3 protein-coding genes are annotated in these 2648 nt (G+C 34.6%); all 3 read right to left on the bottom strand.

The features are described from left to right. Positions 1-228 precede the first annotated feature (228 nt). Positions 229-1596 carry an MATE family efflux transporter gene (locus ACKI4K_RS03010; RefSeq protein WP_407422150.1) on the bottom strand — a complete coding sequence of 456 codons (1368 nt, stop codon included), beginning with the start codon at positions 1594-1596 and terminating at the stop codon, positions 229-231. 32 nt (positions 1597-1628) lie between these two features. Further along, positions 1629-1811 (bottom strand): hypothetical protein, encoded by a 183-nt coding sequence (locus ACKI4K_RS03005; protein ID WP_407422148.1) that lies wholly within the window; start codon positions 1809-1811, stop codon positions 1629-1631. A gap of 9 nt (positions 1812-1820) precedes the next feature. Beyond that, the coding region (gene rhuM, locus ACKI4K_RS03000; protein WP_407422146.1) for a RhuM family protein at positions 1821-2648 on the bottom strand (828 nt) is incomplete at its 5' end.

Raw genomic sequence — 2648 nt, 5'->3', positions numbered from 1 at the left:
TTTTTCCAAAAGCAATAAAAGAGAGGAAGTTTGAAGTAATAGGAGGAGAGGCAAGTTTAAAGATAGGTGTATGTTGGCAGTATTAAAAATTGATTTTAATATCATTACTCCAAACTTTACATGTATTTATGTATAAAAATTATAGTATAAATACTTTTTTATAAAAAAGTAATAAATTATTATTAAAAAAATATAAAAAAGTAATAATTAATGAAAATGTAAAAAAAATTAAGAAATTTTCATAAGTTTTTTTATGTGCAAATCAGCCCAAACCATTGTGATGTTATTTGAAACAATCTCTCCTAAAACAATGCCCATCCAAGCCCCCCATACGCCATATCCCAAAACAACACCCAATAAAACTGCAAAAAATATTGTAAAGCCTGTCTCTCGCATGATTGTTTGAAACATTGCAGTCAAACCCTTGCCAACACCCTGGAAAACATAAGTTGAAGCAACACCAACCCCCATTGTCGGATAGTATATTACAATCCAAGCAAGAAAACTTGTCAGTTCTGAAGCTATCCTAACGCTGCTCCCATTAGATGCGAATATTGAAGCGATATCCCCTGCAAACATATTGGTCAAAACAGCTACAGCAAATCCAATGACTACAGATACCTTCATTGCATATCTATGGGCGGTTTGAATATTCTTATAGTTTTTTGCTCCATAATTAGCAGCAATAACACTGATTACTGCGGTTCCAATAGCCAGAATTGGCGTTGTACCGATTATAACTATCCTCCATCCAGTCGAGTAAACCGCAACGGAATCCGTTGAGCCAAGATAAGCCAAAAGTGCAGAGAAAACAGCTGCAAAGAATGCATTGTTCAACAGTTGAATGCTGGCCGGAATTCCGACCTTAATCACATCAATTGAAATATCCCTTTCATGATTGAAATTGCCAAAATAAGGCTTCAGATAAGTGTCCTTTTTGATGTAAAACCAGTATAGCAGAATAAAAATCACAGATATCGATGAGATTATTGTGGCTATCGCCGCCCCTTTAACCCCCAGATTTAAGGTGTAGATAAAAATAGGATCCAGAATCATGTTTAAAATAGCCGAAGCCACCATGGCATACATTGGCCGGGTTGTGTCTCCTTCCCCTCTAAAAATACCGTATAATGCATTAGACAAGATTATAAAAATTGAACCGAAAAGAATAATTACACCATAGTCTGTTGCATAGCCGATAGTTTGGCCTACACCCATAGCATTCAAGATCGGATTTAATGAAAACAGCAATACAACAGTTAAAATTATTGAAACGGCAATGTCAATGATGATGGAATGGACAGAGGCATTGTCTGCCTTTTGCTTATTGTCTTCACCAAGATATTTTGAAAGAGCAAAAGCAGCACCCGAACCTAACCCATTTCCAAAACCAACCAAAATCATGAAAATCGGCGTGAAAAATCCGACACCAGCAAGCGCATCTGCACCAAGTCCAGATACCCAGGCGGCATCAATCAGATTATAAAAACTGGTTATGAGCAATGAAACAATAAGAGGTATGGACATTCTTATCAAAGCTTTTTTAGGATTTTGAAGCATTACCTCCACACTGCTTGATGAATCACTACTCAACATGAGTTAATATTAAAATCTATTAAAATATAAAATTAGCTGTTTAACAGTTTTCGAGTTCTTTCTTCAAATTCATTATAATCTGATTTGTATAACTTATCCTGAATAGGTCTAAATTTATTAAACTCCTCTTCAGCAAATACATTAATTTCATCACGGGAAACTTTTCCTTTTCCTTTTAAAATTCGATAGCCTACAAATTCTAGGAATTTGTCCAACTGTTCCGCCTAATCCTTCATGGCCATCGGAATTTCTCTTGTTGCTTGAAGTTCAGCAAAATTAAGGTACAGTTCAACAAGTTTATTAAGTTCAGCAATTTCATTTTCAGTTAAATAATTTTTAGCGATTTTAGTATCGCTTAGCTGAATTTTACCATTTGGAGAATGTTTCCAAGATGTTAAGCCCATATTTTCTTTATCACTATCAGCACGATCCTTAATAATTTCCGGTGCAGTCAATCCAGAAATAGCATAATGGAGCTTATTTTGAACTTTAGCATAAAAATTCCTAGTTATTTCAGCATTTTTATTATAATCATGGCTTGTAGCATACAAATCCGTTAATTTTTCATAGAATCTTCTTTCTGAAACCCTAATTTCTCTTATTCTTTCAAGCAGATCATTAAAATAGTCCTTTCCAAAACGTGACCCGTTTTTTAACAATTCATCATCTAAAACGAATCCTTTAATCATAAATTCCCTTAAAACACCAGTAGCCCAAATTCTAAAGCGTGTTGCATTTTTAGAGTTTACTCTGTAACCTACTGAGATAATAGCATCAAGATTGTAAAAAGTTGTTTTTCTCTTTACTTCACGATTACCCTCCTTTTGAACATGTGCAATTTTTGCACATGTTGAATCTTTAATTAATTCCCCACTATCATAAATATTTTTCAAATGTTTTGTAATTACTGAACGTTCAACACAAAATACTTCAGCCATTGTCTTCTGAGTTGCCCAGAATGTTTCTCGTTCATGGTCTAAAATCACATCCATTGATACTTCACCATCATCACCGATATACAGCAATGTCCTAAAGTCGGAGGCCAAGCGGTC

Origin of the sequence: Methanobrevibacter sp. (genome assembly GCF_045644645.1) — an archaeon.
Lineage (GTDB): Archaea > Methanobacteriota > Methanobacteria > Methanobacteriales > Methanobacteriaceae > Methanocatella.
This window is presented reverse-complemented; position numbering and strand designations above follow the sequence as displayed.

Bases quoted from the DNA above. Each gene is read 5' to 3' on its own strand.
- ACKI4K_RS03010 (WP_407422150.1), bottom strand. From the start codon at position 1,596: ATGTTGAGTAGTGATTCATCAAGCAGTGTGGAGGTAATGCTTCAAAAT.